Raw genomic sequence first — 23,311 nt, forward strand, 5'->3', positions numbered from 1 at the left:
GGTTTCATGATGTTTCCTGCAAGCAAAAAACAAATCAGTACAATTGCCGTTGCACTGATTTTTTCTTTTTATACGGCTGCAGCAACTGCCGCCCCTGTGGCGCCGACGGTTCGCGCCCCGGGCGCTTCTGCCGGAACGGTTCCCCGGCAAATTTCCGCGCAATCCACAGCAACCGCTCCCCAGCCTGCTGCGGAACCTGAGCAGGCATTGCAGTCCGCAACAGAAAAACCGGAAAGCACACCAGTGACAACAGCACCCGTTGAAACAACGCAGCCTGTCACTGTTTCGGCCGCCGCAACGGATACTGCGCCTGCTGCAAGTAAGCCGGTCACAACATCACAACCAAAAACAACTGAAGCAGTCAAATCAGCCGCAGCGCAGAAACAAAGTGCAACCGTCGTCCCCGGCCACCCTTTCCGCATCCAGAATAAAGAGGAGAATTACAACTCCCTGCTATCCAAGACGGCAACCCGGAAACTGGACGCCGCCCTGGCAGACATGATTGGCGGCTACGGGGAAAAAGTTCCGGGTCTGGCGGTCATCGTGTTCAAGAACGGCAAGGAAGTATACCGTAATATGATGGGCAACCGTTTCCTCAGTCCCCGGAACAAAAACTGGAACCTGCCCGTCACCTCCGAAAGCCGTTTCCGTGTTGCATCTATCTCTAAAATTTTTACTGCCGCAGGCTATATGAAACTGGTGGAAGAAGGCAAAATCAATCTTGACGAAGACGTGAGCCGTTACCTGGGCTTCACGCTGCGGAATCCGAACTATCCCAACAAGCCGATTACCTCCCGGATGCTTTTGTCCCACACTTCTTCCATCCGGGATTACCCCACACCTTATGTGCCTTTTAAAAGTAACGTCAAATCCTTTTTCACTTCAGCAGACTGCTGGACACGAGGCAAAGCTCCCGGTTCGTACTTCAGCTATTGCAACCTTAATTACGTGCTGCTGGCTACCATCACAGAAAAAGTGTCCGGCCAGCGTTTTGACAAATACATGACGAAGAACGTGCTGAGGCCTCTGGACATCAAAGGCAGCTTCAATCTCCGGGATTTTTCCTCTTCTGACCTGCAAAAAATGGGAACCCTGTACCGAAAGACAAAAGGAGAATCGGGCCGCTACTACGCCCAGATCGACGACCGGCCTATCGATTTACCAAGCGCTTCCCTGCTTTCCAGTTACCGCCCCGGAACCAATGCCGGCATCTTTTCTCCCCAGGGAGGACTGCGAATTTCTCCGGAAGAACTGGCTCACATGCTGGAGATGCTGCTGAATCAGGGGAAGTTCAAAGGAAAAGAACTCCTAAAACCCACTACGGTACAACTGATGGAAAAACCAGTGTGGAATTACAATCCGGCCCAACCTAACGGAAACATCGAAAACGACTCCATCGAAAGCTACGGCCTGGCCCTGCAATACTTCAGCGGCAACGGTTCCACCAGACCCGCCCCCAACCGGCCTGACTTTGACCTGGTTGGTCATCTGGGAGAAGCCTACGGTTTCATCGGCGGCCTCATGTGGCAGCCCGGCACAAAGAATGGATTCCTCTTCCTGCAGAACGGTTTCGCTACAGACTACAAACATAACAAAGGACGTTACAGTCGCAACTACCGCTGGGAAGAGAATTTCATGAAGACTATTATTGAAAATGTATTCCCGAAATAAAACGAATCCGGTCACTTAAGTGACCGGATTTTTTTCGCAACTTCAGGCGTGGCGCGGCTTTCGAGCCTGCTTTCTGTTAATATAATAAAGACAACGTCAAATATCTTGTTGTTCATTAACTTTCCATACCTGCGTTCTAACTGTATTATTCGGGAAAGCTGTCATTGCGCCGACCCGCCAATTTCGTTTTTTTCAGTTTCCATGTGTTATGTGTTACCAATGCTGCTGCCACAATCGTAACCATAAGCAGCATCCAGGGCTTCAGCATGGGACCGCCAAACAGGGTTGCAATACCCAGGGCAAAGGGCAACAGTACAAGATTACAGATACACACCTTTCGCACGTTGTCTTTAACGGTTTCCACGCAGGCGCGGCTCAACGTAAAGGTAGCCGCCACGTTGCACAGATCATTGTCGGTCAGTACCACCTGGGCTGCTTTCCACACGGTTTTGGTACCGCTGCCTACGGCAAATCCGAAGTCCGCGCACTCCAGCGCCGGGGCATCGTTGTCGCCATCGCCAACCACTGCCACCACTTCCCCGCCTTTGCGGAAAGTCTGTACCAGCTGCGCTTTATGGGTGGGCAGCAGTTCCGCCGCCACACGATCTGCGCCGGCCAGCCTGCCTAAATACAGACCGGCCCGTTTATTATCCCCGGTCATCACGGATGTGACAATGTTCATCTCTTTTAACCGGCGCATAGCTTCCGGCGTTTCTTTCCGAAGCTCATCGGAAAACCCGAAAATAGCATACAGGGTGCGCCCCACCGTCAGGTACCACACCGTCTTGCCCGCGTCGGACATCTGTTCCACGTACCCGTTGGTCTCCGCCGGAATCCGGGCATAGCGTTTAACAAATTCCAGGGAACCCAGCCGGATGTTTTCCTTGAAACAGCGGGCGCTGTGCCAGCCTTCCGGTGTGGACCGGACCTCTGTTACCAGAGGCAGTTTACATCCTTCCGCCGCCCCCCGCACTGCCGCAGCTTCCGGCAGTTCGCTGTCCTGCAGCATGGCTGCTGCCAGACTCAGCAGTCCGGGTTCAGAACCGTTGTTGAAGATATGGATATCCGTCAGCACCGGGTGCCCGATGGTCAGGGTTCCTGTTTTGTCAAAAATAATCAGCGATGTTTCGCCGGCATCCCCTAAAATGGTTCCATCCCGCAACAGGATGTTCTGCGCCGCCGCTTTCTGCACTGCGGTAAAGGCAGCTGTGCTGACAGCCGGCAGCAACAGTATCGGGCAGCAGCAGACAAAGATGGACACGGCAACCTGCCAGATGGGGAAAGTCGCTTTTCCGGTAAAGAAAAAGCTGAGGCAGGCCACAATAGACAACAGGATAGAGCTGCTCACCAACCACATAGAGGGCATATCCAGAAACTGTGGCAGGGGCGCCTTACACCAGCGATCCAGATAAACGCTTCCCAGCGCTGCCGTCACGCATACACCAATATAGAAAAGAAACAGCGGCGGCAGATTCCCGTATGGCTGCCCCAGCACAAGATGGACAGCAGTAAACAATCCGCCCGCCACGGCAGCAATGGTGCTGATGAGCAACAATACCTCCGCCGAAGGAATACGCTCCTGCAGATCCTGCAACGCCTGCTGGTAAAACTGACGGCCTGCGTAGAGTATGGGAACTAACAACACCAGTTGAAGCACGCCGCGTAAATTGACTGTATCATATGCTCCCGGCAAGTCAAACAGGCTGGCCCGGATACCGGCAGACGCCAGTAACGGCGCTACTTCTGTCCAAACCGCAATCACCAGCAACGGTATCAGACTCAGCAACGCCAGTTTTAACCGGGAAATTTGTCCGGCAACCGCACGTCCCTTTTGTTTAGGCCGCTGCCGACGTTTCGGCTGTGGTGTCGCGTCCTGCTCCGCAGCGTTAATAGACGCAGTGTCAACTTCCTGGACTGCGGAGGCTGGTTGTACTGATTCGTCCGTGCTTTTATTATTTATTTCATTCTCTGTTACGTTTTCTGATTTCATGCACACAAGACTCCGAAATTTAGTATCGTGATTCACTTCATACTAATCTTAACAAGGCAGACTTTTCTTGTCAATTTTGCTGATACGTTTCTTCGCATTTTGCTGTATAATGTAAGAAAGGAAAACAATTAAAGCGTGATGCATGTAATGTTTTCTAATGTCTCTCAATTTCACCAAAATCTGCACCAGAAACAGACAGATTATTCAATTTGTAAACAGCAATGCAGAAAGGAGTCTCACCATGGCAATCCTCGGCGCAGTTCAGGTCCCCCACCCGCCCCTCATCCTTCCCGAAGTGGGCCACGGGGAAGAAAAACGCATCCAGTCCACTATCGACGCATTTGAAGCCGCTGCGAAATTCATAGCAGATTTAAAACCGGACACGGTCATCATCTCCAGCCCCCATTCCATTTTGTACTCTGATTATTTCCATATTTCACCGGGCGCCTCAGCAAAAGGAACCATGGCCCAGTTCGGCGCGCCCCAGGTCAAGTTTACGGCAGCATATGACGAAGAACTAGTCCATGCTATTGACGCAGCTGCAAAACAGGAGGGCATCCCTGCCGGCACTTTGGGCAACCGGCAGCCGGAACTGGATCACGGAACCATGGTGCCCCTGTATTTCCTCGCCAAATACTGCAAAACCTGCAAAATCGTACGGCTGGCCCTTTCCGGTTTTTCCCTGAAAGAGCATTACCGGGTTGGCATGCTCATTGCGGAAACGGCAGAAAAGCTGAGCCGGAAGATTGCCTGGATTGCCAGCGGCGACCTGTCCCACAAACTTACAAAAAGCGGTCCTTACGGTTTTAACCCCGCAGGTCCGGAATACGATAAAAGAATTATGGACGTAATGGGAAGCGGCAACTTTGCCGAGCTGTTTTCCTTTAAAGATACGTTTCTGGAAGAAGCCGCCGAATGCGGTCACCGTTCTTTCGTTTTAATGGCCGGTGCCTTTGACGGGCTGGCAGTGAAAGCGGAAAAACTGAGCTATGAAGGACCCTTCGGCGTAGGGTACGGCGTCACCCTGTTCACCCCAACCGGCACAGATGAAAGCCGTCACTTCCTGAGCGCCTACGACACCATCCGGGGCAGGATGAAAGCAGAACGGCTGGCCAAAGAAGACGAGTACGTGAAACTGGCACGGGAAGTCATCGAGCATTACGTGAAAAGCAAAGGCGGCTACCTGCGTTCCCCACAGCATATTATCCCGGAGATGACGGCGCAGAAGGCCGGCGTGTTCGTTTCGCTAAAGATCCGCGGCGCATTGCGGGGCTGCATCGGCACCATCGGCCCCATGTACGACAACGTGGCGGAAGAGATTCGGCACAATGCCATTTCCGCCTGCAGCCGCGATCCCCGTTTTACCCCGGTGCTGCCCGATGAACTGGGAGAACTGGAATACAGCGTAGACGTGTTAGGACCCATGGAACCCATCAGCTCGCCGGCCCAGCTGGACGTAAAACGGTACGGCGTGCTGGTGACCAAAGGCAGTCGCAGCGGGTTGCTGCTGCCCAACCTGCCCGGCGTGGATACCATTGAGCAGCAAGTCGATATCGCCAAACAGAAAGCCGGCATCCGTCCGGAAGAAAGCGGCTGCCAGCTGCAGCGCTTTGAAGTGATACGGCATTTCTAGTCTTTTGTTAAGCAGATAACCAACCTGCAGATACCGCCTTCACATTGTAACTTTTACCGTTTTTACATGCAAGGAGTAACAATCATGTCATACACCTGTCCCTACTGTCACCACCACTGCACGCTGCAGGAAGGCAAGACCGGGTTCTGCCGCGCCCGCACACTGAAGGACGGAAAGAATGTCTGCGGCAATTATGGTTTTTTGACTTCGCTGGCGCTGGATCCGATAGAAAAGAAACCGCTGAACCGGTTTTATCCCGGAACGACGATTTTGTCTTTGGGAAGTTATGGCTGCAACCTGCGCTGTCCTTTCTGCCAGAATTTTTCCATTTCCCAAAACGGACGGGATGCCTTCCAGCCTGTTATCGCCAGACCGGAACAGATTGCGGCCAAAGCGCTGGAACTGAAAAACCGGAACAACATCGGCGTCGCCTTTACCTACAATGAGCCCCTGTTAAGCTGGGAATTTATCCGTGACACCGGTGAACTTGTACATAGCAAAGGACAAAAAAACGTAGTGGTCACCAACGGGAACTTTTCTGTAGAAATCGCAAAGAGTCTTGGAGGCATTGTGGACGCCTACAACATTGACCTGAAAGGCTTTACACCGGAATGGTACAAAAAGCTGGGCGGCGACCTGGAAATGGTAAAAGCTTTCATTACGGAAGCATGCAAAACTGCCCATGTAGAACTGACTACGCTGATCGTACCCAAAGAGAATGACAGCCCGGAAGAAATGGAAGCCATCGCCCAATGGATCGCCGGACTTTCGCCGGACATTCCGCTGCACGTAAGCAAATTCTTCCCCCGCTGGAACATGGTGGACAGAAATGAAACGCCTGCTGCCCGGGTATACCGGTTGGCAGATGTAGCACGCAACTATTTAAAATACGTTTATACGGGAAATTGTTGAAACTCTACATTAAATAAAATAGTGAAGAAAAAGAAAAAGCCTGCGCAAAACATCATGAACGGTTTTGCGCAGGTTTTGCTTTTTATATCTTATCTTTTCTCCATAATCTTTCCATCTCTGTACGCCTTCAGCAGATCTGTCAAATCCGAGATTTGCTGTTTTAAATTCTGGCCGTTATCCGTGTCGCCAATCATCACCCGCTTGGGTTCCATCTCCACCTGGGTGGTGACGGAGTCGATGTCCGCGTTGGTAGTAAGCACGTGTTCAATATCCTGGAAGGGGTAATGGGCTTTGATGCGGATGCCGTGGGAATTGAAAATCAGCGTGTAACCCGCGATGCCGGTGGATTTCTGATAGGCTTTGCAGAAACCGCCGTCAATGCAGATTTCCTTGCCACCGGCACGAACCGGTGTATCCCCCTTGGCTACCTTTACCGGTGTGTGGCCGTTAATGATGTGAGACTGGGGTGAATCCAGACCGAATTCATGTAGTACCTTTTCGCAGATTTCTTTCTTCCGGTGCAGTTTGTAGTAAGGATCCTGTGGCTCCGGCCAGGTGCTTTCGTCGTCGATATAGCTGCGTTCAAAGGTCTTGATAGTACGCCCGGTCACCGGGGAATCGGGATGGATCCACATAAACCAGAAGAAATCCTGGTCTTCCAGCTTACGCCGCCTGTAGCAGACGCGGCACAGGTGATCCACCCAGTCCATATAGGCGCGGCCTTTCAGGGTTTTACCCCACAGGGTAACGTCCCGGAAATTGCCTTCCTCGTCCATGGGCAGACCGCCATGGAACATAAGGTTGCCGTTCATGACTTTGTACAGTGACCCGTGGCTGAAGAAGAAATCCATATGCCGCTGCAGGGCTTCGCTGTTCATGAAATCCCACTGCCAGTCTTCAATAATCTTCTCTTCTTCCGGGGAATACTCATAGGGATGCTCCGGATCATAGGTGGGAAAGTCTGTGGTATTCATTTCATACTGCGCACCGTCCGACAGCGTGGCAATTCCTTTCACCGGATCGATTTTGTCGAAGAGCAGCCGGTCTTCCATTTTAAACTCCGGATGGCGCAGCATGGCCTGTCCTTCCGCTTTGAACAGCATCACGTTGATAGCCTTCACTAATGCGTTCTTGCTTTCATCCTTACGGTAATTTTCCGCGGAAAAGACCACAAAATCCCGCATACTGATGCCATACCCGTTTTCCAGGATTTCCCAGTTGTTATAGCGCACGTTATTACGGATCACGTTGATGATGCAGGGGATACTGCCGGCCGCTGCCCCCATCCACAGCACATCGTGGTTACCCCACTGCACATCCACGGAATGGTGCACCATCAGCCGGTCCATAATTTTATGGGCATAGGGACCGCGGTCATAGATGTCGCCTACGATATGCAGGTGATCCACCGCCAGCCGTTTAATCAGATAGGTCAGCGCATAAACGAAGGGCCGGAAACTGCCGGTTTCCCAAATCGTATCCAAAATTTTGGCATGGTACACGTACCGGTTCTGATCTTCATCCGGCAACGCGTGCAGCAATTCGTCCAGCACATAACGGAAGCCTTCCGGCATGGCCTTACGTACCTTGGAGCGGGTGTACTTGGAAGACAGCAGGCGGGCCAGCCGCAACAGCCGGCGCAGGGTCATTTTCGCCCAGGTTTCCGTTATCGGATTATCTTTGTCCATCATGTCCAGTTTTTCTTTGGGGTAATAAATCAGGGTACAGAGGTTTTTGCGGTCCCGGTCGTTCATGGTTTCAGTGAACAGCATATCCACTTTTTCCCGGATGACACCGGAGCTGTTGTTTAAAATATGATAAAAGGCTTCGTATTCCCCATGCAGGTCGCTCATAAAATGCTCCGTGCCCTTGGGCAGGTTGATGATGGCCTGCAAATTGATGATTTCCGTAATCGTCGCCTCCTGGGTGGGAAACTCCCGCGCCAGCAGTTCCAGATATTTTCTGTGTTCCTCTGTCCGGTTCTTACTTTCCATAATACTTCGCCCCACCTTTCACAAAACGTTCAGCCCCTTCTCCCGGCGCCTTCAGGATTATCGTATCGTTACGCCGGCACACCTACGGAGCAAGATAAATTGAGTACAACGTAATTTTCACTTTATTATATATATTATACATTAAATCATACTATTTGTGCTACATATTTTTGCAGTTTTCAGAGAAAAGAAAGTCTCCTTAAAACCGTAACCGGTATAAAAACCGTAGAAAAGGAAAAACCGGATGCGCATTCATCCTGCATCCGGTTTTTTATTGTGACCTACTTACTTTCATTACCGAGGGCTTCAACCCGTTTAGCCAGACGATCCAGCACCGTGCCCTGTTTGATAGGCTGCGGATTATATTTCAGCTGGTCATACGATTTGATTGTTTTCAGATTCTCGTCCTGCACCGCGCCCTTTTCCATATAAGCAGTGTAATCGTCATAATTAATACCGTATCTGACAAACACATAGTGCATACCTTTGCCCAATGCGTCGTCTACCCAGGTGTACGTGCACACCCAAACTTTCTTTTCATTCCTGTCGGGAACTTTTTCTACACTTGTGTAATCAAAAAACGTTCCCTGATAATCCGTAGAACTGAGCCACAACCACTTACTCTGATCCAGTTTGCAATAGTTGGAAACCGGTTCCGCGCTGCACACGGATGTAAACAATGCAACCAGCAACGCACACAGAACAAATATCTTTTTCATTGTCATCCCTCCAGGAGTCTTTAGCTTACTAATATATTATAACACAACAAGCAAAAAAAGAAATTATTTTATATCCAATATGCTCAGGACTTTGTCCCAATCACCCTGTAGCAAAGACCCGCGCTGGCCAGCAGCATGGCCGCCGCCAGGAAAAACAGCACGGGAATACCGAAGCGTTCTGCAATAAATCCCCCAAAAATAGCGCCGGAGCTCATGCCCACAAACTGGAAAGACTGATTGATGCCGTACATGCGGCCCAGGAATTCCTGGGGAACAAACTCTTTGATAAGGTGGTTGACAGAAGGCATAAGCCCCGCCACCGCGATACCGTGGATAAAGCGTAAAACACCTAACTGCCAGGGAGCCGTAACAAAAGCCTGGGGAACTGCCACAACACAAGCTGTCAGAAGTGCACAGAATAAAACTTTCTGGGCCCCGATCCGGTCAGAAAGGGAACCCAGACGCGAGCCGAACAGAGCGCTGGCAAACCCGGCGCTGGAAAAGACCGCTCCGGAGATCAGAGCGATGTGGTCTGACCGCGGGGCCAGCCCCGCAATATAAACCGTAAGAATCGGCTGGATGCACATCAGAGAAAACTGAAAGGTAAATGTAGTCACAAAAACTCCGTACAACGCCGAAGGCCGCGGCAGGGAAGCAAAGGCCTCCCGGTTGGAAGTTTTCACTGCCGATGCACCGGCAGCTTTGCGGCTCTCATGTATACCCATAATAGCAAGGCTGCTCAGCAGACAGAGCGATGCCACCACAAAATAGGTGTGGCGGTAGCCCACAGTTTCCGCCAGCCAGCCACCCAGCAGGGGACCGAGCAACGCTCCGCTGATCTGACCGGTATAAAACACGCCTAAAGCCCAGCCCGCCCGGTGGACCGGCGATTCTGAAGAAACGAGAGGAATCGCGGTAGCAAGGAACCCGCTCAGGGCTCCCTGCATAAGGCGCAACACGACCAAATGATACACATTTTGCGCCATGCCCATGCCGAAATTGATGACGGCCAGCCAGATGACGGCCCGCAGGCACATAATCTTCCGTCCGAACCGGTCAGAAAGCCTGCCCCAGATAGGCGAAAAGATGGACAGCGTGACAAAATTCATGGCAAAGATGATACCGGCCCAACGCGCTACCTCACCCGGATCTTCCACACCCAGCGAACGGATATACAGCGGCAGCATGGGCGCCAGCTGGCTCATGCCCAGCGACGTGATGAATGCCGCCAGCGTGCAGATATATACGTTACGTTTCCACTGTTCCATACAGTAACACTTCCTGAAAACTCATCCGTTGCAAAAAAGTATTTTCTGCATTTAAATTATATCACTGTGGCTTTCTTTTGTGTATGCACGGCAGCAACACTTATAAAAAACACCGGACGTTCCATCGGAAGGAACTGTCCGGTGTAATTTTTCATTGTCAGTTTCTCAAATTATTATTTTGCTGGTGCGTTCTTCTGCGGTTCAATCGGCGTTACCTGGAACGCTGTTACTTTCGGTGCACCGTTTTCTTCAACAAATGAAACAAAAATCCTTGCGAATTTATCCCTTGATACGGTTCCAAAATACACCAGTTCATCTACTCCGCTGTAACCTTTTTGCAAATCGTATTGCTTATTCAGGAGAACCAGATTTGCATTTTTGATTGTGCCAATCTGTTTCTTGACCCCGTCCTGGACAGCCTTGAAATTCTCTGCCGTAAGTTTCTCTTTTAACGCCTTGCTAAAGCTTTTGCTGACCTGCGCATAGGTCGCCTCGCCGCCGGTAAGTGCTGCTACCAAAGCATCCGCAGCTTTTTCCTCAGCATTGAACCGGCCTGCTGCACCTGCTGCAAAGCAACTGGCGCTAATGGATAATGATAACAGCAACATCATTAACATCTTTTTCATCTTACCTAATCCTCCAATTAAAAAATATTGTTATTATAACATATGCCTTTTAACAGTATCAGAAGATAATTTTTCTGAACTGTTAAATGAACTGGTGCGCAGAGTGGGGCTCGAACCCACGACCTCCGCCATGTCAAGACGGCACTCTAACCAGCTGAGCTATCCGCGCAACATTACAAAATTATTATACAACAAATAAAAGATCCCTGCAACCTTTTGATTGCAGGGAAAAGTTTTGTAACTCGCAGCAATTAACGCTTGCTGTACTGGGAAGCCTTGCGGGCTTTCTTCAGGCCATATTTGCGACGTTCCTTTTCGCGGGGGTCGCGAGTCATCAGGCCTGCTTTTTTCAATGCCGGACGATATTCTTCGTCAACTTTGCACAGAGCACGGCTGATGCCGTGACGGATAGCACCGGCCTGGCCGGAGATACCGCCGCCGATTACGTTAACAAGAATGTCGTATTTATCTTTGGTTTCAGTCAGTTCCAAAGGCTGGTTTACAATCAGCTTCAGGGTTTCCAGACCAAAATAATCGTTCATTTCGCGGCCGTTAATGACCACTTTGCCTTCACCCGGTACCAGGCGGACACGGGCAACGGAAGATTTGCGACGGCCGGTCGCGCTGTATACTACTTCTGCCATGATGTTTTCCTCCTCCTGATTACCGTACGTTGATTTCTAATACTTCGGGCTGCTGCGCTGCATGGGGATGTTCCGGACCAGCGTATACGTGCAGTTTCTTGTAAATCTGGTCGCCCAGACGGTTTTTCGGAATCATGCCGCGTACTGCGATTTCAACCATGCGGACCGGATTATTGGCCAGCATGTCTTTTGCCAGTACAAAACGGTCGCCGCCCAGATAACCGGTATGATGGAAATAGGTCTTCTGGGTCAGTTTTTTGCCGGTCAGCACTACTTTGTCAGCGTTTACGATGATTACATTGTCGCCGGTATCCATATGCGGGGTAAAGGTAGGTTTGTGTTTACCACGCAGGACTTTGGCAACTTCCGCAGCCAGACGGCCCAGCGTTTTATCAGTGGCGTCCACCACGAACCATTTCCGTTCGATGTTGGACGGGTTTGCCATGAAAGATTTCATTTCAATATCCCTCCCAGGATTATTTCTTGAAGTATTTACATAATAATGAAAAAACGTGAATGTGATGATGAGTCATTGCATTCCCTGCATCGGGGCTAATCGAATTCGGGACGCAAAATCACGTAAATATATTTTAATCACTTTTTATGTGTTTGTCAACAGGATAGAGAGTATTTTTATAAAAATTTTAAAGGAAAAGACATCGCAAAAACGTTCACGATTGCTATTTCATGAATTCATGTGCCTGTGGCTTCGAAACTCAGGCTTCGCCTTCAGACAGTCTCGCCACGACGGCACGTTTCATTTCATGAAATGACGCAATCGTTCCCTATGTTTTTCTCATGCCTTTTCCTTTAATCTTTATATAATTCGTATTCAACTCTTGCCAGATACAGTCCCTGCGCCGGTGCCGGAGAGTTTTCAAATTCTCCCCGTTTTTGGGTCAGCTCTTCTGCCATCGCCTGAGGCGGTTTTTTCCCCAGCCCAATCTGCACCATGGACCAGACTAAATTGCGTACCATATGATATACAAAGCCGTTGCCTGCAATATGATAGACCAGCGTACCGTCCGCTTCCGTTTCCCAACAGGACCTGTAAATCGTTTTAACGGGAGATACCTGCGTGCTTCCGGTGCTTTGGAAACCGCTGAAATCATGCCGGCCGAGGAGCAATTCCGCTGCTTCATTCATTTTATTCATGTCCGGTTTCTCTTTCATCTGCCACACATAGTTGCATGTAAACGGATCCGGTTCCGGCGTGAAGCGGATCCGGTATTCGTATTCTTTCCGGCGGGCATCTTTACGTGCATTAAAACCGGGCCGCGCTTCTTCTGCACGCAACACCCGTATATCCTCCGGCAGGATGCTGTTCAGAGCCCGCGGCATGTTCGCCGTTGGAATCGTTCCCTCTGTAGAAAAGGAAACCACCTGGCAGCGGGCATGCACTCCCGCATCTGTCCGGCCGCTTCCGGTAACGGTTACGGGTTCGCCGCAAACACGCGCCAGTTTTTCTTCCAGTTCCTGTTGTATGGTTTTTTCTTTCGCCTGCCGCTGGAAACCGGAGTAATTGCTTCCGTCGTAGCAGACAGTAAGTTTAATCGTTCGTTTCATTCTGCATCCTGATTCTTCGCAAAGAGTGCCGCAAAACAGTTCGGGAATTATCGTTTTTATAATCGCTGGTCAACACACAACAGCAAAACACGTTTAAACCAGTTTCGGCCCCCAGCGCAGAAACGCCAGCAGCCCGATCATGGCAAAAGCAAACACAAACGCCATCACGTCACCGGAACGGTAGGCCAGCTGATGCATCCGCGTCCGTCCTTCCCCACCCCGGTAGCAGCGGGCTTCCATGGCAACGGCCAGGTCGTCCGCCCGGCGGAAAGCGCTGATGAACAGTGGCACTAAAATCGGCAGCATGTTTTTTGCCCGGACCAGCAGGTTACCGCCGGAAAAATCCGCGCCCCGCGCCGTCTGCGCTTTGATGATACGATCCGTTTCTTCCATTAAAGTAGGTATAAAGCGCAGCGCGATGGTCATCATCATGGCCAGTTCGTGGGCCGGCACGCCGACGACACGGAAAGGACGCAGCAGCGCTTCGATACCGTCCGTCAGTACAATAGGCGAAGTGGTAAAGGTCAATATGGAAGAAATCATCAGCAAAAGGATCAGGCGCATGGCCATCTGAACACCCAGCTGCAATCCTTCTTCCGTAACTTTTATAAATTTCCACTGATATAATACGTGTTCGCCCTGCCCCATGACCGCATGAAGCACCAGTGTCAGCACAATGATAAACAACAGTGGCTTTACAGATTTCAGCACCAGCATGAAAGGCAGGCCTGAAACCAGGATGATAAACAGCACCATGGCACAGAGCGCTGCGTAACCGATCGCCGTGTTGGCCAGAAACACAGCCACGATCAGGAGCAGCGTTGAGAGAATTTTAGTCCGGGGGTCAAGGCGGTGAATAAAGCTATTGCCCGGATAATATTGGCCCAGCGTTATATCCAGCATCTATTTCAGCCCCTTCCTGCGTTTCACTTCCGCCAGCAGCAGTTTCGCATCGGTGATCTCATGCGGCAGGCGAAGGCCTTTCGCCCGCAGCGCATCTGCCAGCTTATAGACTTCGGGAACGTCCATCCCCACCTCCAGCAACCGGTTCTTTTCTTTCAGAAATATTTCTCCCGGTCTGCCGTCAAGAATAATCTGTCCCTTATTGATCACCAGCAGCCGTTTGGCATATTTCGCCGCGTCTTCCATGCTGTGGGTCACCATGATGATAGCGATGCCCCGCTTTTTGTATAGTGCCATGATTTCCGCAAAAACAGCCCTGCGGGAACCCGGATCCAGTCCGGCTGAGGGTTCGTCCAGAATCAGGTAGTCCGGATTCATCGCCACTACCCCCGCGATGGCGACACGCCGCATCTGTCCGCCGGACAGGGAAAAAGGCGAGCGATGGGCATAGGTTTCAAAATCCAGGCCGACAAACTTCATGGCTTCTTTAACACGGGCATCCATTTCGTCGTTGTCCAGTCCCAGATTCCGGGGACCAAAAGCAACGTCTTCGTACACAGTCTCCGCAAATAACTGGTGTTCCGGATATTGGAACACCATGCCGATGCGGCCCCGCGCCTGCTTGGCTTCCTGCGTTTTGCCGGACAGGTCAGTGCCGTCCAGCGATGCCGTCCCTTTTAAGGGATGCAGCAGGCCGTTCAAATTTTGTACCAATGTGGATTTGCCGCTGCCGGTGTGCCCGATGACGGCTACAAATTCACCTTTATCAATTTCGAGGGAAACATCCTTCAGCGCTTCCTTTTCATAAGGTGTCCCCGGCATATATACATAAGAGACATGTTCCAGTTTAATTGACACGATAACCGTTCCTTACTGCTTACCTGTATTTTTCAATCAGCACAAGCTGCTTGCCTTCATTGTATAAACTAAATCGCTACCCCAATAATGCGTTAATCGCTAAATTTCACGCAAGAGCCGCAGCCAGTTCTTCGTTGGTAATAATACCAGGGGGCAGCTTCGCGCCGCTTTTGCGAAGTTCAAAAGCAAATTTTGCGGCCAGGGGAGCTTCCAACCCCAGTTTTTCCAGCTCATCCACCTGCGAGAACACTTCTTTTGGGGTTCCCTGGAATTCAACCTTTCCTTTACTCATCACGATGACACGGTCAGCCAGCAAAGCCTCTGTCATAAAATGCGTAATATAAACTACAGTGATACGCTTTTCCCTGTTCAGTTTACGCATCGTGTTAAGAATCTCTTTCCGGCCTTTCGGATCCAGCATAGCCGTAGGTTCATCCAAAACAATGCAGTTAGAACCCAACGCCAGGGTTCCGGCGATGGCTACCCGCTGCTTCTGGCCACCTGACAAAAGGTGCGGGGCGTGCTCACGGTAATCCAGCATATCCACCGCCCGCAAGGCATCTTCCACTCTTTTCTTCAGTTCCTCCGTGGGAACGCCGATATTTTCCGGTCCGAAAGCCACGTCTTCTTCCACTATGGCCGCCACGATCTGGTTGTCCGGATTCTGGAACACCATGCCAGTGTCCTGACGGATCCGCCACAAATTGTTTTCATCCAGCGTGTCCAGCCCATGGACTTTCACACTGCCCTCCGTAGGAAGAAGCAATGCGTTGAAATGACGGGCCAGCGTGCTTTTTCCGCTTCCGTTGGCGCCGATAACCGCCACAAATTCTCCCGGCCGGATTTGAATCTCAATTCCGTCCAGCGCCGTGACCTGATTATTATCAGCGTCTATATAAACATGTTTAAGCCCCTGGGTTTCAATTACCGGCTCCATAGTTCCCCCTGATATCGTAACAGAATATCCTTCCTATAAGACAGTATTTCATTTAGTTATAACCCTGTATACGGACAGGTTTCTTCTATAATAAACACGTATATTATAACTTTACTCCCGACAATCGTCAACCCGATTTGTCGTATGAGTTAACAAATTTATTTCATGTAAGGGAAGAGAATTCTCATAGCTCAAAAATCAACCATTATAAAAAGCGCTGCAACCGGTAAGGCGTTGCAGCACTTTCTTTGCGAAGATTTTTCCATTACTAATAATAAAAACTGCTTACCTTATTTCAGATAAGCAGTTTTCTATTGAATTATCTCTTCCGAATCTTACAGAAGTTCAATAATCGCCATTTCGGCTGCGTCGCCGCGACGAGGACCAACCCGGTAGATACGGGTGAAGCCGCCCTGTCTTTCCTTGTATTTCGGAGCCAGTTCGTCAAACAGTTTTCTGGTAGCGGTTTCGTCTACCAAAGTGGCCAGCACCTGACGGCGTGCATGTAAGTCACCAACTTTAGCCAGGGTAATCAGCTTTGCCACATTCTTGCTGGTCTCTTTTGCTTTTGTGATGGTGGTCTCAATTCTGCCATTCATGATTAAGGCGCTGGACAGACTGCGGAACAGAGCTTTACGGTTACCGGACGCGCGGTTTAATTTTCTGTATGCCATTTTCCGTCCCCCTTATTATTCTTGATCGTCCTTACGCAAGGACAGTTGTAAATCAACTAACTTTTTAATAATTTCTTCTAAAGACTTGGTACCCAGGTTACGGACCTTCTTCAAATCGTCTTCCGATTTGTTGATCAGGTCACCTACTGTATTGATACCGGCACGGCGCAGGCAGTTGTTGCTGCGCACAGACAAATCCATTTCTTCAATCGACATGGACAGTTTCGGATCCGGTTGTGCAACTTCCGGATCATTCGCCGCCGGTTCTGCAACCGGAACAGATTTCTGTTCAACAACTGTGCCGTTTTGGAAGAGATTCAGATAATCAATCAAAATCCCTGACGCACGGCTGATGGCATCTTCCGGATTGATGCTGCCATCGGTCCATACTTCCAGTGTCAGTTTGTCATAATCAGTCACGTTGCCTACACGGGTATCGGTCACGCCGAATTTGACGCGGGTAATCGGGGAATAGATGCTGTCGACGGGAATCCAGCCGATCCCCATATCATCCCTTTTATTTTTATCACCGGGAACATACCCCCTGCCAAAATCGACATAGATATCGATTTTCAGGCTGGCGTCTTTATCCAGTGTCGCAATATGCAATTCGGGATTCAGGATTTCAACATCACTGTCGGGTTCAATGTCTGCAGCCGTAATTTCCTGTTCGCCTGCCACATCGATGTGCAGAATCTTCATCTCATTTTCCGGAGAATGCAGCTTCATGCAAAGCCCTTTGATGTTCAGGATGATGTCCGCTACGTCCTCCCGGATACCGGGAATCGTTGTAAACTCGTGCAGTACCTTCGTCCCCTCACCATATTCGATCATAACGCCGATTACTGCCGCCCCTTTCAGGGAAGATAACAGAACCCGGCGCAAGCTGTTCCCTAACGTAATACCGTAGCCACGTTCCAAAGGCTCCCATACAAACTTACCATAGCGTCTGTCTTCAGAAACCTCAGATGTAACCAATTTCGGGTCAATAATATCAATCATGCGGAAAGCCTCCTTCTCTCGCGTATTACCACAATACGCCAACTGGTTGGTGGCAAAAGATGCTCATCATTACTTGGAGTACAGTTCGACGATGGACTGTTCCACTACCGGAACATCAATTTCCTCACGAGTCGGGAAACGGTCAACTTTTGCGCATAATGCTTCAGCGTTCACAACAAGCCAGGCCGGAGCGGTAACAGCGGCCAGCTTTTCGTTCATGCCTTTGAAATAAGCCTTGCTGCGGCTGTTCTCGATTACAGAGATTTCATTGCCTGCTTTAATCAGCGCAGAAGGAATATCAACCCGTTTGCCGTTTACGGCGATATGGCCGTGGGTAACAAGCTGACGGGCCTGGCGGCGGGTCGTTGCCAGTCCCATACGGTATACTACGTTGTCCAGCCTTCTTTCCAGTAACAGCAACAGGTTTTCACCGGTGATGCCGGGCATCTTTTTCGCTTTTTCGTAGTACAGGCGGAACTGTTTTTCCAGTACGCCGTAAATGAATTTAGCTTTCTGTTTTTCTTTTAACTGGGCGCCATATTCGCTCACTTTACGGTTCGCATGATGGGGCTGACGGAAAGAACTTTTGGCCAGGCCGACAACAGCGGGTTCCAGACCCAGCGAACGGCAGCGTTTCAGAGCAGGTACTCTATCAATTGCCATCTGTGTTTTACACCTCCTGCAGTAATTATACTCTACGACGTTTCGGCGGGCGGCAGCCGTTATGCGGAATCGGAGTTACGTCTTTAATGGAGTTAACTTCGAGACCGGTAGCCTGTAAAGCGCGGATTGCAGCTTCACGGCCGGCGCCGGGGCCTTTAACATATACTTCAACGGTTTTCATGCCATGTTCCATTGCGGCTTTGGTAGCTGTTTCAGCTGCCATCTGCGCCGCAAAGGGCGTGCTTTTGCGACTGCCGCGGAAGCCCATTTCGCCGGCAGAAGCCCAGCTGATTACGTTGCCGTTCAAATCAGTAATCGTAACCAGCGTGTTGTTAAAAGTGGATTTAATATGCGCAGCGCCGGCAACGACGTTTTTGCTTACTTTCTTTTTGTTGCGAACTACTTTTTTTCCTGCCACTTCTTTTTTACCCTCCTCTACTGATTACTTCTTACCCTGACCCTTTTTGGGACCCTTGCGGGTACGGGCGTTGTTTTTGGTATTCTGACCGCGTACGGGCAGACCAGCGCGATGTCTTCTGCCACGGTAGCTGCCAATTTCTACCAGACGTTTGATGTTGAGGGATTCCTCACGACGGAGGTCGCCTTCCACCTTGTAATCTCTGTCCACAACTTCACGAATTTTAGCAACTTCACTTTCGGTCAGGTCGCGGACACGGGTATCGGGGTTGATACCGGTCTTTGCCAGGATCTCACGGGATAAGGTAAGACCGATACCGAAAATATAGGGCAACGCGTATTCTACACGCTTATCATTCGGTAAATCGACACCAGCAATACGTGCCATTCAAGTGTACCTCCTTCTTAACCTTGTCTTTGTTTATGTTTAGGATTTTCGCAAATAACCATAACGCGGCCTTTGCGTTTGATAATTTTGCATTTTTCGCAAATACGTTTTACAGACGGTCTGACTTTCATTTTCTACCTCCTCAGTGTCTGTGCCGGTTTATTTATACCGGTAGGTAATTCTTCCACGGTTCAAATCATAAGGTGTCAGTTCCACTGTCACTCTGTCGCCGGGTAAAATTTTGATGAAGTTCATACGGATCTTGCCCGAAATATGCGCCAGTATCTCATGATTATTCTGTAATTTTACCTTGAACATAGCGTTGGGAAGCGATTCCAAAATCGTGCCTTCCACTTCGATTACATCCTGCTTTGACACAGATCCTTACCTCCCTGCCCGCTTTTCAAGGCTTGCCTTTACATCGGCATAAACTTTGTCGATAGCCTGCGTTCCGTCAATTTCCAGATAAACGCCCTGCTTCTTATAGTATTCGATCAGGGGTTCCGTCTGGGAATGATATGCCTTCAGGCGGTTTTTAACAGTCTCTTCTTTATCATCGTCACGCTGATAAAGGCTGCCGCTGCATTTATCGCAGACACCATCCACTTTCGTGGGATTGAAGGAAACATGGTAGGTTGCGCCGCAGGCCTTGCAGATGCGCCGCCCCGTTACACGGGCTACCAGTTCGCCATCCGGTACGACAATATTTACTACGCCGGTCAGTTTGATCCCAAGATCGTTCAGGATACCATCCAGTGCAACAGCCTGTTCTTCCGTACGGGGAAACCCGTCTAAAATGAAACCTTTTGCACATTCCGGTTTAGACAAACCTTCCCGTACAATTCCGATTGTTACAACATCCGGTACCAGTCCGCCGGCATCCATGTATCTTTTTGCTTCTTTGCCCAGCTCCGTGCCCTGCTTTACAGCAGCCCGGAACATATCCCCGGTAGAAATGTGGGGAATTTTATACGAATCGACAAGCTTTTCAGCCTGAGTACCTTTTCCGGCACCAGGAGGTCCCATTAAAAGAATGTACATCTGTTCATCCTCCTTTACTTCATAAAGCCCTGGTAATGACGTACCAAAGCCAACGACTCAATCTGTTTCATTGTATCCAATGCGACACCGACGACGATCAGCAGGGATGTGCCGCCGATGTAAATACCCTCGATACCGGTCAGGTACACGATAATATGCGGCATCATGGCTATCAGGGCCAGGAATATGGCGCCGGACAGAGTAATGCGCGTCATAACGTTATCCAGATAATCGGTAGTCGGTTTACCGGGCCGCAGCCCGGGGATAAACCCGCCCATCTTCTTGATATTTTCGCTCATGTTCTTGATATCCAGCGTTACCGCGGTATAGAAGAACGTGAAGAATATAATCAGGATGATATACAATGCAGTTTGCAGCGGCGTGCCCCAAGCAAAATACCCTGCAATTTTCTGTACCCAGGGTACTTTCACAAACTGTCCGATCGTAGCCGGAAGCATCAGGAGAGACGAAGCGAAGATAATGGGGATTACGCCTGCCTGGTTTACCTTTAAAGGAATGTAACTGCTGTGACCACCATACATCTTACGACCCACGATACGTTTCGAATACTGCACGGGAATCTTGCGGACGCCCTGGGAAATCGCAACAACGAAAACGACCATGGCCAGTGCAATGAGCAGGAACAGGATAACATTCAGGATGTTAATCGTACCCACATTCAGATATTTCGCCAGCGTGGAGATTCCGTCCGGAAGGCGGGATACGATACCCGCAAAGATGATCAGGGAGATACCGTTGCCGATACCTTTCTGCGTGATTTCCTCACCGATCCACATCAGCAGGCAGGTACCTGCCGTTAAGGATACGACTATCATCAATACCGAGAACACGTTCGGGTTATTGATGGCGGACCGCAGACCGAAGGCCATACCAAAGCCCTGGACAGCAGCAAGGACCACTGTAAGGTAACGGGTTACCTTATTGATTTTCTTGTAACCTTCCTGCCCTTCCTTGGACCATTCTTCCAGTGTGGGAATGACCACTTTCAACAGCTGCAAAATAATGGACGCGTTGATGTATGGGGTAATACTCATTGCAAAAATGGAGAATTTGCTCAGGGCGCCGCCGGAAAATAAATCCAGCAGGCCGAACAGATTTCCATTGTTAAATAACTGTTCAATCATCGCGGCGTTGACACCGGGAACCGGGATATGGGTTCCCAGACGGAACACCGCGAACATCACCAGGGTGAAGATGACTCTCCGCCTCAGTTCAGGGACCCGAAGAACATTAGCTAAAGCAGCTAACATTATCAGATCACCTCTACTTTTCCGCCGGCAGCTGTAATCTTCTCTTCAGCAGTCTTGCTGAAGCCGTTTGCCTGTACCGTCAGTTTTTTAGTCAGCTCGCCGCCGCCTAAAATACGCAGTCCGTCGCGAATGTTCTTGATCAGACCACATTCAATCAGCATTACAGGTTCTACTACAGTACCGTCTTCAAAGCAGTTTAAAGTACCTACGTTAACTTCTACATATTCTTTGCCGAACTTGTTATAGAAGCCGCGTTTCGGAAGACGCAGATATAACGGTCTCTGGCCGCCTTCAAATCCCGGGCGTTTTACACCGCCAGAACGGGACTTCTGACCTTTCTGGCCTTTACCGGAGGTCTTACCCAGACCGGAACCCAGACCACGGCCTACACGGACACGGGCTTTATGGGAGCCCGGCGCGGGATGTAATTCATGTAATTCCATTGTGCTGCACCTCCTTGTATTAAGCTTCTACTTCTTCAACCTTCACCAGATGTTCCACTTTATGGACCATGCCGCGAATAGTCGGATTATCTTCCTGCACTACAGAAGTGCCGATTTTTCCTAAACCCAGAGCTCTTACGGTTGCGCGCTGATCTTTTTTATAGCCGATTAAGCTGCGGGTCAGCGTGATTTTTAATTTTTTCATCAGGCTTCCTCCTTAGCTTAACCTAAAATTTCCTGCGGGGTCTTGCCGCGCAGCGCTGCAACAGCATTCAGGTTTTTCAGGGATTTCAAACCTTCCAGTGTTGCGCGTACCATGTTATTGGGGTTGTGGGAACCCTGGCATTTCGTCAGGATGTCATGGATACCAGCCAGTTCCAATACGGCACGTACCGGACCGCCGGCAATAACGCCGGTACCTTCGGAAGCCGGACGCAGGAACACGCGGCCTGCACCGTACACACCGATAACTTCATGAGGAATGGTATTGCCTTTCATGGTTACTGTAATCAGATTCTTCTTAGCGTCGTCAACGCCTTTCCGGATTGCTTCCGGAACTTCAGCAGCTTTGCCCAGGCCCATGCCTACATGGCCTTTTCCATCGCCAACCACAACCAGTGCGGCAAAGGTGAAGCGACGGCCGCCTTTAACAACTTTCGCAACGCGGTTGATGAATACAACTTTCTCGGTAAAGCCGTCATCAGGTTTTTCGCGTCTGTCGCGCTTATCAAAATTAGCCAAGATACTTCCTCCTTCCGTTAGAATTGCAGTCCAGCTTCACGAGCTGCTTCTGCTAATGCGGCGATACGACCGTGATACAGGTAGCCGCCGCGGTCAAATACAACTTCTTTTACGCCTTTTGCCATTGCTTTTTCAGCAATCGCTTTGCCAACGGCTTTGGCAGCTTCCACGTTGCCGCCGTAGTTTTCAAAGGTTTTTTCTACAGTGCTGGCTGCCGCAATGGTCTCGCCGGTTTCATCATTGATGACCTGTGCATAGATGTTGCTCAGGGAACGGTATACGTTCAGGCGAGGTCTTTCAGCAGTGCCAACAACATATCTGCGGGAACGAACATGACGTTTCTGACGTTTTTCGTTCTTGTTCGGTTTGTTAAACAAGAGGTTTCACTCCTTCCTTAATCACTTCTTAGCCTTAGCGCCTGCTTTGCCGACTTTGCGGCGTACATGTTCGCCTTCATAGCGGATGCCTTTTCCTTTATAAGGTTCAGGCGGACGCAGGTTACGGATATCTGCTGCCACAGCACCGACCATTTCCTTATCCGCGCCGCTGACAATAATCTTGTTCGGGGACGGTACTTCAAAGGTGATGCCGGCAGGCGGCTCTTTTACAACCGGATGGGAGAAACCCAGTGTGAAATTAATGTTATTTCCCTGTTTCGCTGCACGATAGCCAACGCCCTGAATTTCCAGGGTCTTGCTGAAGCCTTTGGTCACACCTTCCACCATGTTGTTGATCAGGGTACGGGACAGGCCGTGCATGGCGCGGTTTTCTTTTTCATCATCAGGACGTTCCACGGTAATTACGCCGTTGTCCATGGTGATCTTCATTGACTGGCTGATCTGGCGCTGCAGTTCGCCTTTGGGGCCTTTTACAGTTACCAGATTGTTTTCAACCGTAACCGTTACGCCAGCGGGAACGGTGATCGGCATTTTACCAATTCTAGACACTTA

Annotated in this window: 28 protein-coding genes and 1 tRNA gene; 3 read left to right on the forward strand and 26 right to left on the reverse strand. The window is 50.1% G+C overall.

Annotation, left to right across the window (positions count from 1 at the left end):
* Positions 1 to 6 precede the first annotated feature (6 nt).
* Positions 7 to 1,671, forward strand: coding sequence for a serine hydrolase domain-containing protein (locus BM159_RS00170; RefSeq protein ID WP_093912264.1), 1,665 nt, complete (start codon positions 7 to 9; stop codon positions 1,669 to 1,671).
* 145 nt (positions 1,672 to 1,816) lie between these two features.
* Here BM159_RS00170 and BM159_RS00175 read toward each other — a convergent pair whose 3' ends face one another.
* Positions 1,817 to 3,661 carry an HAD-IC family P-type ATPase gene (locus tag BM159_RS00175; RefSeq protein ID WP_093912265.1) on the reverse strand — a complete coding sequence of 615 codons (1,845 nt, stop codon included), beginning with the start codon at positions 3,659 to 3,661 and terminating at the stop codon, positions 1,817 to 1,819.
* Between the two features lie 241 nt (positions 3,662 to 3,902).
* Here BM159_RS00175 and amrA point away from each other — a divergent pair, with 241 nt between their 5' ends.
* Complete coding sequence (amrA, locus tag BM159_RS00180) at positions 3,903 to 5,294, forward strand: AmmeMemoRadiSam system protein A (RefSeq protein ID WP_093912266.1); 1,392 nt, start codon at positions 3,903 to 3,905, stop codon at positions 5,292 to 5,294.
* Positions 5,295 to 5,378: 84 nt separating this feature from the next.
* Complete coding sequence (gene amrS, locus BM159_RS00185; protein WP_093912267.1) at positions 5,379 to 6,206, forward strand: AmmeMemoRadiSam system radical SAM enzyme; 828 nt, start codon at positions 5,379 to 5,381, stop codon at positions 6,204 to 6,206.
* 89 nt (positions 6,207 to 6,295) lie between these two features.
* On the opposite strand, the gene BM159_RS00190 is transcribed toward amrS, so the two are convergent.
* The 25 genes from BM159_RS00190 to rplF form a co-directional block, all read right to left on the reverse strand.
* On the reverse strand, positions 6,296 to 8,200 hold the full coding sequence (locus BM159_RS00190) for a fructose-1,6-bisphosphatase (RefSeq protein WP_093912268.1): 1,905 nt from the start codon (positions 8,198 to 8,200) through the stop codon (positions 6,296 to 6,298).
* 281 nt (positions 8,201 to 8,481) lie between these two features.
* Positions 8,482 to 8,919 (reverse strand): hypothetical protein, encoded by a 438-nt coding sequence (locus BM159_RS00195; protein ID WP_093912269.1) that lies wholly within the window; start codon positions 8,917 to 8,919, stop codon positions 8,482 to 8,484.
* A gap of 83 nt (positions 8,920 to 9,002) precedes the next feature.
* Complete coding sequence (locus tag BM159_RS00200; protein WP_093912270.1) at positions 9,003 to 10,187, reverse strand: MFS transporter; 1,185 nt, start codon at positions 10,185 to 10,187, stop codon at positions 9,003 to 9,005.
* A gap of 173 nt (positions 10,188 to 10,360) precedes the next feature.
* Complete coding sequence (locus tag BM159_RS00205) at positions 10,361 to 10,813, reverse strand: hypothetical protein (protein ID WP_093912271.1); 453 nt, start codon at positions 10,811 to 10,813, stop codon at positions 10,361 to 10,363.
* A gap of 92 nt (positions 10,814 to 10,905) precedes the next feature.
* Positions 10,906 to 10,982, reverse strand: a tRNA-Val gene (locus tag BM159_RS00210).
* A gap of 82 nt (positions 10,983 to 11,064) precedes the next feature.
* Entirely contained in the window at positions 11,065 to 11,457 is a 393-nt protein-coding gene (gene rpsI / locus BM159_RS00215) for a 30S ribosomal protein S9 (RefSeq protein WP_093912272.1), read from the reverse strand.
* Positions 11,458 to 11,476: 19 nt separating this feature from the next.
* On the reverse strand, positions 11,477 to 11,914 hold the full coding sequence (gene rplM, locus BM159_RS00220) for a 50S ribosomal protein L13 (protein WP_093729224.1): 438 nt from the start codon (positions 11,912 to 11,914) through the stop codon (positions 11,477 to 11,479).
* 353 nt (positions 11,915 to 12,267) lie between these two features.
* On the reverse strand, positions 12,268 to 13,023 hold the full coding sequence (truA, locus tag BM159_RS00225; protein ID WP_093912273.1) for a tRNA pseudouridine(38-40) synthase TruA: 756 nt from the start codon (positions 13,021 to 13,023) through the stop codon (positions 12,268 to 12,270).
* 93 nt (positions 13,024 to 13,116) lie between these two features.
* Positions 13,117 to 13,926, reverse strand: coding sequence for an energy-coupling factor transporter transmembrane component T family protein (locus BM159_RS00230; RefSeq protein ID WP_093912274.1), 810 nt, complete (start codon positions 13,924 to 13,926; stop codon positions 13,117 to 13,119).
* Complete coding sequence (locus BM159_RS00235) at positions 13,927 to 14,784, reverse strand: energy-coupling factor transporter ATPase (protein WP_093912275.1); 858 nt, start codon at positions 14,782 to 14,784, stop codon at positions 13,927 to 13,929.
* A 106-nt stretch (positions 14,785 to 14,890) separates the two neighbouring features.
* Positions 14,891 to 15,721 carry an energy-coupling factor transporter ATPase gene (locus tag BM159_RS00240; RefSeq protein ID WP_093912276.1) on the reverse strand — a complete coding sequence of 277 codons (831 nt, stop codon included), beginning with the start codon at positions 15,719 to 15,721 and terminating at the stop codon, positions 14,891 to 14,893.
* Positions 15,722 to 16,056: 335 nt separating this feature from the next.
* Complete coding sequence (rplQ, locus tag BM159_RS00245; RefSeq protein ID WP_093912277.1) at positions 16,057 to 16,395, reverse strand: 50S ribosomal protein L17; 339 nt, start codon at positions 16,393 to 16,395, stop codon at positions 16,057 to 16,059.
* Positions 16,396 to 16,410: 15 nt separating this feature from the next.
* A complete protein-coding gene (locus tag BM159_RS00250) occupies positions 16,411 to 17,397 on the reverse strand; it encodes a DNA-directed RNA polymerase subunit alpha (RefSeq protein WP_093912278.1) in 987 nt (328 codons plus the stop codon).
* Positions 17,398 to 17,466: 69 nt separating this feature from the next.
* Complete coding sequence (rpsD, locus tag BM159_RS00255; RefSeq protein WP_093912279.1) at positions 17,467 to 18,060, reverse strand: 30S ribosomal protein S4; 594 nt, start codon at positions 18,058 to 18,060, stop codon at positions 17,467 to 17,469.
* Between the two features lie 25 nt (positions 18,061 to 18,085).
* The gene (gene rpsK / locus BM159_RS00260; RefSeq protein WP_093729232.1) at positions 18,086 to 18,478 is read right to left on the reverse strand and encodes a 30S ribosomal protein S11; all 393 of its coding nucleotides are present in this window, start codon (positions 18,476 to 18,478) and stop codon (positions 18,086 to 18,088) included.
* A 24-nt stretch (positions 18,479 to 18,502) separates the two neighbouring features.
* Entirely contained in the window at positions 18,503 to 18,865 is a 363-nt protein-coding gene (gene rpsM, locus BM159_RS00265; RefSeq protein WP_093912280.1) for a 30S ribosomal protein S13, read from the reverse strand.
* A gap of 17 nt (positions 18,866 to 18,882) precedes the next feature.
* The gene (gene rpmJ, locus BM159_RS00270) at positions 18,883 to 18,996 is read right to left on the reverse strand and encodes a 50S ribosomal protein L36 (protein ID WP_009015366.1); all 114 of its coding nucleotides are present in this window, start codon (positions 18,994 to 18,996) and stop codon (positions 18,883 to 18,885) included.
* A gap of 28 nt (positions 18,997 to 19,024) precedes the next feature.
* Entirely contained in the window at positions 19,025 to 19,243 is a 219-nt protein-coding gene (infA, locus tag BM159_RS00275) for a translation initiation factor IF-1 (protein WP_093729234.1), read from the reverse strand.
* A gap of 6 nt (positions 19,244 to 19,249) precedes the next feature.
* Positions 19,250 to 19,906: an adenylate kinase gene (locus BM159_RS00280; RefSeq protein WP_093912281.1), complete on the reverse strand. Its 657-nt coding sequence runs from the start codon at positions 19,904 to 19,906 to the stop codon at positions 19,250 to 19,252.
* Between the two features lie 14 nt (positions 19,907 to 19,920).
* Positions 19,921 to 21,177 (reverse strand): preprotein translocase subunit SecY, encoded by a 1,257-nt coding sequence (secY, locus tag BM159_RS00285; RefSeq protein WP_093912282.1) that lies wholly within the window; start codon positions 21,175 to 21,177, stop codon positions 19,921 to 19,923.
* Between the two features lie 2 nt (positions 21,178 to 21,179).
* Entirely contained in the window at positions 21,180 to 21,620 is a 441-nt protein-coding gene (gene rplO, locus BM159_RS00290) for a 50S ribosomal protein L15 (RefSeq protein ID WP_093912283.1), read from the reverse strand.
* A gap of 19 nt (positions 21,621 to 21,639) precedes the next feature.
* On the reverse strand, positions 21,640 to 21,825 hold the full coding sequence (gene rpmD / locus BM159_RS00295; protein ID WP_093912284.1) for a 50S ribosomal protein L30: 186 nt from the start codon (positions 21,823 to 21,825) through the stop codon (positions 21,640 to 21,642).
* Between the two features lie 17 nt (positions 21,826 to 21,842).
* Positions 21,843 to 22,361, reverse strand: coding sequence for a 30S ribosomal protein S5 (rpsE, locus tag BM159_RS00300; RefSeq protein ID WP_093912285.1), 519 nt, complete (start codon positions 22,359 to 22,361; stop codon positions 21,843 to 21,845).
* Between the two features lie 17 nt (positions 22,362 to 22,378).
* Positions 22,379 to 22,738 carry a 50S ribosomal protein L18 gene (gene rplR / locus BM159_RS00305; protein WP_093912286.1) on the reverse strand — a complete coding sequence of 120 codons (360 nt, stop codon included), beginning with the start codon at positions 22,736 to 22,738 and terminating at the stop codon, positions 22,379 to 22,381.
* 21 nt (positions 22,739 to 22,759) lie between these two features.
* The gene (rplF, locus tag BM159_RS00310) at positions 22,760 to 23,308 is read right to left on the reverse strand and encodes a 50S ribosomal protein L6 (RefSeq protein ID WP_093912287.1); all 549 of its coding nucleotides are present in this window, start codon (positions 23,306 to 23,308) and stop codon (positions 22,760 to 22,762) included.
* Positions 23,309 to 23,311: the final 3 nt, after the last annotated feature.

This window comes from Succiniclasticum ruminis DSM 9236 (assembly GCF_900112895.1).
Classification (GTDB): domain Bacteria; phylum Bacillota; class Negativicutes; order Acidaminococcales; family Acidaminococcaceae; genus Succiniclasticum; species Succiniclasticum ruminis.

Bases quoted from the DNA above. Each gene is read 5' to 3' on its own strand.
- BM159_RS00205 (WP_093912271.1), bottom strand. From the start codon at position 10,813: ATGAAAAAGATGTTAATGATGTTGCTGTTATCATTATCCATTAGCGCC.
- secY (WP_093912282.1), bottom strand. From the start codon at position 21,177: ATGTTAGCTGCTTTAGCTAATGTTCTTCGGGTCCCTGAACTGAGGCGG.
- rpmJ (WP_009015366.1), bottom strand. From the start codon at position 18,996: ATGAAAGTCAGACCGTCTGTAAAACGTATTTGCGAAAAATGCAAAATT.
- rplM (WP_093729224.1), bottom strand. From the start codon at position 11,914: ATGAAATCTTTCATGGCAAACCCGTCCAACATCGAACGGAAATGGTTC.
- amrA (WP_093912266.1), top strand. From the start codon at position 3,903: ATGGCAATCCTCGGCGCAGTTCAGGTCCCCCACCCGCCCCTCATCCTT.
- BM159_RS00280 (WP_093912281.1), bottom strand. From the start codon at position 19,906: ATGTACATTCTTTTAATGGGACCTCCTGGTGCCGGAAAAGGTACTCAG.
- BM159_RS00190 (WP_093912268.1), bottom strand. From the start codon at position 8,200: ATGGAAAGTAAGAACCGGACAGAGGAACACAGAAAATATCTGGAACTG.
- BM159_RS00200 (WP_093912270.1), bottom strand. From the start codon at position 10,187: ATGGAACAGTGGAAACGTAACGTATATATCTGCACGCTGGCGGCATTC.
- BM159_RS00240 (WP_093912276.1), bottom strand. From the start codon at position 15,721: ATGGAGCCGGTAATTGAAACCCAGGGGCTTAAACATGTTTATATAGAC.
- rpsI (WP_093912272.1), bottom strand. From the start codon at position 11,457: ATGGCAGAAGTAGTATACAGCGCGACCGGCCGTCGCAAATCTTCCGTT.
- rpsD (WP_093912279.1), bottom strand. From the start codon at position 18,060: ATGGCAATTGATAGAGTACCTGCTCTGAAACGCTGCCGTTCGCTGGGT.
- rpmD (WP_093912284.1), bottom strand. From the start codon at position 21,825: ATGAAAAAATTAAAAATCACGCTGACCCGCAGCTTAATCGGCTATAAA.
- rplO (WP_093912283.1), bottom strand. From the start codon at position 21,620: ATGGAATTACATGAATTACATCCCGCGCCGGGCTCCCATAAAGCCCGT.
- BM159_RS00175 (WP_093912265.1), bottom strand. From the start codon at position 3,661: ATGAAATCAGAAAACGTAACAGAGAATGAAATAAATAATAAAAGCACG.
- BM159_RS00230 (WP_093912274.1), bottom strand. From the start codon at position 13,926: ATGCTGGATATAACGCTGGGCCAATATTATCCGGGCAATAGCTTTATT.
- BM159_RS00195 (WP_093912269.1), bottom strand. From the start codon at position 8,919: ATGAAAAAGATATTTGTTCTGTGTGCGTTGCTGGTTGCATTGTTTACA.
- rpsM (WP_093912280.1), bottom strand. From the start codon at position 18,865: ATGGCACGTATTGCTGGTGTCGATTTACCGAATGATAAGCGTGTAGAA.
- BM159_RS00250 (WP_093912278.1), bottom strand. From the start codon at position 17,397: ATGATTGATATTATTGACCCGAAATTGGTTACATCTGAGGTTTCTGAA.
- BM159_RS00170 (WP_093912264.1), top strand. From the start codon at position 7: ATGATGTTTCCTGCAAGCAAAAAACAAATCAGTACAATTGCCGTTGCA.
- rplQ (WP_093912277.1), bottom strand. From the start codon at position 16,395: ATGGCATACAGAAAATTAAACCGCGCGTCCGGTAACCGTAAAGCTCTG.
- truA (WP_093912273.1), bottom strand. From the start codon at position 13,023: ATGAAACGAACGATTAAACTTACTGTCTGCTACGACGGAAGCAATTAC.
- amrS (WP_093912267.1), top strand. From the start codon at position 5,379: ATGTCATACACCTGTCCCTACTGTCACCACCACTGCACGCTGCAGGAA.